The sequence below is a fragment of the Streptomyces sp. TRM68367 genome, from assembly GCF_014495685.1.
GTDB lineage: Bacteria > Actinomycetota > Actinomycetes > Streptomycetales > Streptomycetaceae > Streptomyces.
On the sequence record NZ_JACTVI010000214.1, the window covers coordinates 1 to 5,448 of the forward strand.

Genomic DNA, 5,448 nt, shown 5'->3' on the forward strand with positions numbered 1-5,448 from the left:
AACCGCGCCAACCAGCGCCTACGGTCACTCTGCGCGACCACGAGATGCTCCCGACGCGAAGGGGACCCCGACTAAATTCGAAGACCCGACAAGCCTGCCTCGAATTCCCGGTATCAGATTGTCCATCATCTTAGCGAACCCAGCGTCACTATCCATCGCCGCGACGAGGTCCCGGTTGGCGGCCTGGAAGTGCGCGCCACGCGATCGCCCAGGGTACATATTGCTTGGAATCTTTGTCTCATATGCAACCGAATAGGCATTCCCCGATCCGGCTACCGGGTCGCCACACGTATTGTGCACCAGGACCGGCGTGTTGCCCGCGAGTACATAGTACGTGTGCTACACGACCCCTCCCCACCTGCATATTCGCAGGTCAACGGCGGTTTCGCAGTCCGCTGGTGTCCGTGGTTGTGCGTGGAAACCCGTGGCTGTTGCCGTCGCTACTGCCGTCAGCGGCTTGGGCCGCATGGTCGCGTTGCCGCTGGTGTGGTGTCGGCGCAAGGGGACTTTACTGCCATGCGCCGGGTTCGGCGCGGACGAGGGCACGGACGGTCTGCTCGTACAGTTCGTGGCCGCTCTGGGCGCAGTGTCCGGCGATCCAAAGGGTGAGCTCGTCCGGGGTGTGCAGCGTGCCTGAGGTGGCGCCGCAGTTGCGTTCTTCGCCGGTGACGCAGACTGCCTCGAACGCTGGCAGGGCCATGGGGTCGGGGACGGTGGTCACGTGGTACTCGCGGAAGCGGTAGTGCCCCCGAGAGGAGTTGCGCACTGGTGCGCCGGCGTTCGAAGAGTCAGGCATCCTCGGCCGCCTCTTCCTGATCCGGGATGCGCTGTCCGCGCGAGTCCGCGACCCTGAGCGCGTCCGCCAGGGCTTCTGCCAACCGGCAGGCCAACCAGCGGTATTCGCTCGCTGACAGGGCTTTCGCGCCGGGTGCCGTGGCGTCGCGGGCGTACTCCAACAGTTCCTGGCCCATGCTGAGCTGTACCCTCTCGATGCTGTCGGCGAGGGTGGAGAGGTACCCCCGGCCGTCGCTGCTCAGGTAGCAGGGCTTCCCCTCTGGGCTGGTCCACGGCAGTAAGCGGGGACCTCCCCCGCCCGACGCGGCGTCGTACAGCTCTCTGCGACGCATGCGGTCGGCATCGCTCCTGGGCTGGCTCACTGGGTACCCCCGGCCTGGGTCACTGACGGTGGACACACTGACCGTAGGCACTGGCAGAACGTCACCCCAGGTGGGAGTCATGGCAGTTCGCGACTCTTGGTCCACGAACTGCCACGCTGCGTGGCAGCTACCCGACAACGCCCAGGTAGTCGGCCATTTCGCGCATCTCCGTCGTGAGGGTGCGCTTGCGCTTGCCCAGGATCTCCTGCATGGTCTCGGCGGCCCCGTTCTGGTGCCGCAGCCACTGCGGGGCGGCTTCCCTGGCACAGGTCAACTCGTCCATGGCGGCGGACAAGTCGCCGGTCCGGGTATGGGCGCGCGCCACATCGAGGGTGAAGCGGTTCCCGTCGTTGGTGCTGGGCCTGCCCAAGCGCTTCCACGCCTTGGGCAACAACTCCTCCTGCTCGCTGGCCTTGCGCACCACCGCGCGGGCGTCGCCGATGACCAGGGAGTCTTCGAGTGCCTTGACCGCAACGGTGACCGGCCCGAAGACGGACCAGTGCCGGGAGACGTTGCGATGCGCCGTCCCGACAGCGGTTCCCGCGACCCGGGCGGCTTGACGGTACTCCTTCGCCTCGTCGGGACGGTTGTTCCTCGCGGCTGCTGCGGCGGCCTCCATCGCCAGGCCGCCCCACACCGCGTAGTGGTCCGGCTCGGCCCCGGTGATCTTCGGCTCGACCGCGTCCATGCTCCGGGCTGCGACCTGTTCCGCCTCGTCCAACCGGCCCTGCCTCACCAGCAGCCAGCACATGCAGCCGACACCGGAGCCCGCCGCAAGCATGTCTCCGGCCTGACGGGCATCCATGATGGCGCCGCGCACGGCGGCATACGCGATGTCGTACTGCCGTACCTGGGTGAGGTAGGTGCCGGCCAGACGCAGCGCCTCGGCGCGGGCCAGCAGGGCCTGCCGGTGCTCGTCCCCGCTGGCGTAGTAGGCGACGGCCTGTGCGGCATCACGCAGCAGGCCCGGCAGTTGAGCCGCGACGCTCTTGTAGCTGTCGGAGAAGTACAGCACCCGTGCGTCTTGCAGCGTCCGCCGGAAGATGCGCAGGTTCGGTTCCTCGGCCACGGCTTCGGCGTCCTGGTCCACGAGCCCAACGGCGGGGGTGAGAGCGGCGCGGAGCTGGATCAGGTTGACCCGGTTCGGCTCCTCGGCCCGCCCTACGGGCTCCGGTGCAGCCGAGGCCATCAGCGCGGCCGTGGTCACCCCCAGCGCGCGGGCGAGCGTGTGCAGGGTCTCCATGCGGATGGTGCCGCCCTGCTCGGCCTTGCGCACGGTGCCCGGCGATACGCCTGCGGCGTGGGCCAGTTCCTCCTGGCTCATCCCCGCGCGACGCCGGTACTTGCGGACGTTGTCAGCCAGCTCCGTGGTCATCAACTCACCACCTCCCACTCCACGGTACGCCCGGTCGGCACATCAACCGGGGGCGCTCCGGCAGACACCCGCCCACAAGGGCGCCCCACCGTGCGACGGGCCGGACCTCCGGCAGAACCGGGGCCTGAGCGGGTGGGGTCCCTCGTCGGTCGGGCAGCTTCGCCGGACCAGGGCTCTCCGGGGGCCGCCAAGGCTCACCTCGTGACGCGTGCGCTCGGCCTTGACGGCCCCCGGAGGTTCCTGGTACGCCTCCGGTGACCGGACGGCGAGGGACCCCACCCGCAACCCGCGACCACTCACCACGACGAAGCCGCACCCGCACTCGGCCCCGCTGCCCCTCGGAGGGAGGGTCGGGGTCTGGGGCAGAGCCCCAGGGTGGTTCGCTGTACGGCTGTTGCGCGCCCGGCGAGTTCCGCCCCGGCGAGCGTCTGCCCTCAGCCAACGTGCTGCGCGATCGGTTCGGGGTCTCCAGCTCCACTGTCCAGAACGCCCTGCGCGTGCTCAAGCAGGAAGGCTTGGTCTACTCCCAGCTCGGCCGGGGCAGCTACGTCAGCACCTCCGTCGGCGGGAGCGTCGAGGGGGACGATAGCGATCACAAGGACGCCGACACCGAAGGGCCGGACTGGCCGGCCGACGTCATCCGCAACGAAGACGCCCGCCCCCCCTACGCCACGAAGCGGTCGACCGCGGGGATCGCCTCGGCCAGGGCTTCGGTGTCGCGCAGGAGGGGCGGAAGGGCCACACCCAACTCCGCGAAGCAGTCGTGCGATAAGAGTGGTACCGCGGCCTCAAGTGCGTCCCGGACGCCCTCGAAGGTGGGTGCCTCTCTGAGCCCATCGAGCCCCGCGGCGGCTGCGAGGGCCGCGTGCACGAGCGCCCAGCGATCCACCGTCTCAGCGTCGGCCGACGCCTCGACATGCTCGGCCATGAGCCGCGTAGTCGGCACCTTGAGCGCGCTGGCGAGCTGCGGGCAGTCTCAAGGCGCGTATCGCTCTGCTCCCCCTGCTCCAGCTTACGAATGAGCGAGAGGGAGACTCCCGAGAGCTGAGCCAACTCGCGCTGGCTCAGGCCCCGGCGCTTGCGGATCCCTCGAAGCCGTTCACCCAGGCTGGCGCTCATGATTCGAGAGTACGACCTCGCCGAGTTGAGCGGACGGATTCGGGGAACGCAGCCCACGGCCGTGCGTGGCCATACGGGTCGTGCGTGGCTCAGCGGCACACGGACAGCAGCCAGGCCAGAGACGTCCATGAGAGCGGCCGAAAGACGGCAGGGCAACGAGCCGTCGACCGTCTGGGTAAGTTGGGCTTGGCCGCAACCGCCCTAACAGATACGGCAGCTGTAGATAGCCGCTGCTGAGCTTTCTGATCACGGTGTGGTGTCGGCGTACGCGTGCCAACGGCAGTGGCAGAGGCNTACGGCAGCTGTAGATAGCCGCTGCTGAGCTTTCTGATCACGGTGTGGTGTCGGCGTACGGGTGCCAACGGCAGTGGCAGAGGCGGGCGTGGTGTTGATGGCGGCGGCGCCAGGTGGACCACCACAGCAGGTGCTCTGGGTCTCGTCGGGGCGGCGGAAGGATCAAGGCCCGTAGCAGGCGGAGGAGTTCGTGGCTGCTGAGGGGGACCAGGTCGGCCTCGGCGGGGTCGTTCCGGCCGGTCTGGGCGGCACGTTCGAGGGCGGCGGCGACGGCCAGGAAAGCGTAGGCGACCAGGGCGATCACGCTCCAGCGGTGCCAGGAGTTCCAGCAGGTGACCTGGCCTTTGTCGAGGTGGCAGATCTCTTTCGAATCCTGGAAGTCGTCCTCCACTCGCCACCTGCGGCACACCAGGGACACCAGTCGCGCCAGTGTCACCGGCCCGGGGGCGAAGCAGCGGTAGTAGGACACGGTGCGGGTGTACCGGTGTCGGCGGACCAGCAGTACGGACGTCCCCGTGTCGCGGTCGTGTCCCTCGGGGGTGTCGTCGGCGGTGACCTCGATCATCGCCCAGTCGTACTCGCGTACGCCCTTCTGCCCCACGCCGGTTGCCATCCGCTGCCAGGCCCGCTTCGGCAGCCGGGCGGCGGCCTTGACCACGCTCAGCTTCACGGGGCCGGTGGTGACCTGGTGGTTGGAGCGCACTCCCACGACGTAGCCCAGCCCCAGCTCGCGGCAGGCGGTACGCAGCTCCCGCCCGCCGTAGACCTCGTCCCCCAGGAAGAACGAGGCGGATATGCCCTGCTGTTGGGCGGTGCGGAGCATGTGGGCCGTGAGCTGCGGCTTGGTGGCGAAGCACAGCTCGTCGGGAACACCGGTCAGCTCGCGGCGTTCCTCGTCGCCGGCCCACTCCTGGGTGAAGTACAGGCGCCGGCCGATCAGGCAGTGCCCGGCGGACGAGGCGAAGGTCAGGTGCACGGCGACCTGGCACAGATCCACGCCGCCCACCGAGCCGGAGTACTGGCGGGCCGCGGCGACCGCGTCGGTCGAGGATTTCGCATCCCCCGTCTCGTCCGCGATCAGGATTCCGTCGCCGTCGTCGAGCAGGTCCACGGCCCAGGCCGCCGTCCGCTGAAGCACCGCTTCTTCGTCCCACACCGCACGGGACAGCAGATGGTGCAGCCGGTGCGGGCCCTGCTCACCGATCGCTTCGGACAGGCTCCAGCAGTTGACGTCCTCGAGCTCCATCAGCATGCCCCGCGTCATCCGCGCGAACGTCGCCCGGGTCTCGGAGCGGGCGAAGCAGTCGGCCACCGAGGCCAACAGACCCCTGAACGCGATGTCGTGGCCTTCGTGGTCTACCGTGGCCGAAGCGGTCGTCTTGTTCTGATGTTGCGTCACACCACGTCATGATCAAGGCGGCCGTCCTCGTGCCCCGCACCCACCCCCCTCAAACCGCTGACCAGCCGCGATGAGCACAGGCAGGGCTATCTACAGCTGCCGTA

5 protein-coding genes and 2 pseudogenes are annotated in these 5,448 nt (G+C 68.9%); 1 reads left to right on the top strand and 6 read right to left on the bottom strand.

Going from position 1 to position 5,448, the window contains the following annotated elements; genetic code table 11:
- Nucleotides 1–508: 508 nt before the first annotated feature.
- The 3 genes from H8R17_RS44655 to H8R17_RS44665 all read right to left on the bottom strand — a co-directional run bounded on the left by H8R17_RS44655 (nucleotide 509) and on the right by H8R17_RS44665 (nucleotide 2,532).
- Nucleotides 509–796 carry a hypothetical protein gene (locus H8R17_RS44655; RefSeq protein WP_187828871.1) on the bottom strand — a complete coding sequence of 96 codons (288 nt, stop codon included), beginning with the start codon at nucleotides 794–796 and terminating at the stop codon, nucleotides 509–511.
- Entirely contained in the window at nucleotides 789–1,127 is a 339-nt protein-coding gene (locus H8R17_RS44660) for a hypothetical protein (protein ID WP_187828872.1), read from the bottom strand. The genes H8R17_RS44655 and H8R17_RS44660 overlap by 8 nt, the downstream gene beginning before the upstream one ends.
- A gap of 157 nt (nucleotides 1,128–1,284) precedes the next feature.
- Entirely contained in the window at nucleotides 1,285–2,532 is a 1,248-nt protein-coding gene (locus H8R17_RS44665; RefSeq protein WP_187828873.1) for a helix-turn-helix transcriptional regulator, read from the bottom strand.
- Nucleotides 2,533–2,975: 443 nt separating this feature from the next.
- Between H8R17_RS44665 and H8R17_RS49695 the strand changes: the two are divergent.
- Nucleotides 2,976–3,023: pseudogene (locus H8R17_RS49695) on the top strand (hypothetical protein); the annotation flags it as partial.
- Between the two features lie 173 nt (nucleotides 3,024–3,196).
- On the opposite strand, the gene H8R17_RS48405 reads toward H8R17_RS49695, so the two are convergent.
- From H8R17_RS48405 to H8R17_RS44680, 3 genes and pseudogenes are all read right to left on the bottom strand, one after another.
- Nucleotides 3,197–3,460 carry a hypothetical protein gene (locus H8R17_RS48405; RefSeq protein WP_262506040.1) on the bottom strand — a complete coding sequence of 88 codons (264 nt, stop codon included), beginning with the start codon at nucleotides 3,458–3,460 and terminating at the stop codon, nucleotides 3,197–3,199.
- 98 nt (nucleotides 3,461–3,558) lie between these two features.
- Nucleotides 3,559–3,780 (bottom strand): annotated as a pseudogene (locus tag H8R17_RS49030) (helix-turn-helix transcriptional regulator); the annotation flags it as partial.
- Nucleotides 3,781–3,982: 202 nt separating this feature from the next.
- On the bottom strand, nucleotides 3,983–5,344 hold the full coding sequence (locus tag H8R17_RS44680) for an IS701 family transposase (RefSeq protein WP_187828874.1): 1,362 nt from the start codon (nucleotides 5,342–5,344) through the stop codon (nucleotides 3,983–3,985).
- Between the last annotated feature and the right edge of the window lie 104 nt (nucleotides 5,345–5,448).

What these genes read in the sequence shown, in the direction of transcription:
- H8R17_RS44660 (WP_187828872.1), bottom strand. Translation starts at nt 1,127, where the DNA reads ATGCGTCGCAGAGAGCTGTACGACGCCGCGTCGGGCGGGGGAGGTCCC.
- H8R17_RS44655 (WP_187828871.1), bottom strand. Translation starts at nt 796, where the DNA reads ATGCCTGACTCTTCGAACGCCGGCGCACCAGTGCGCAACTCCTCTCGG.
- H8R17_RS44665 (WP_187828873.1), bottom strand. Translation starts at nt 2,532, where the DNA reads ATGACCACGGAGCTGGCTGACAACGTCCGCAAGTACCGGCGTCGCGCG.
- H8R17_RS48405 (WP_262506040.1), bottom strand. Translation starts at nt 3,460, where the DNA reads ATGGCCGAGCATGTCGAGGCGTCGGCCGACGCTGAGACGGTGGATCGC.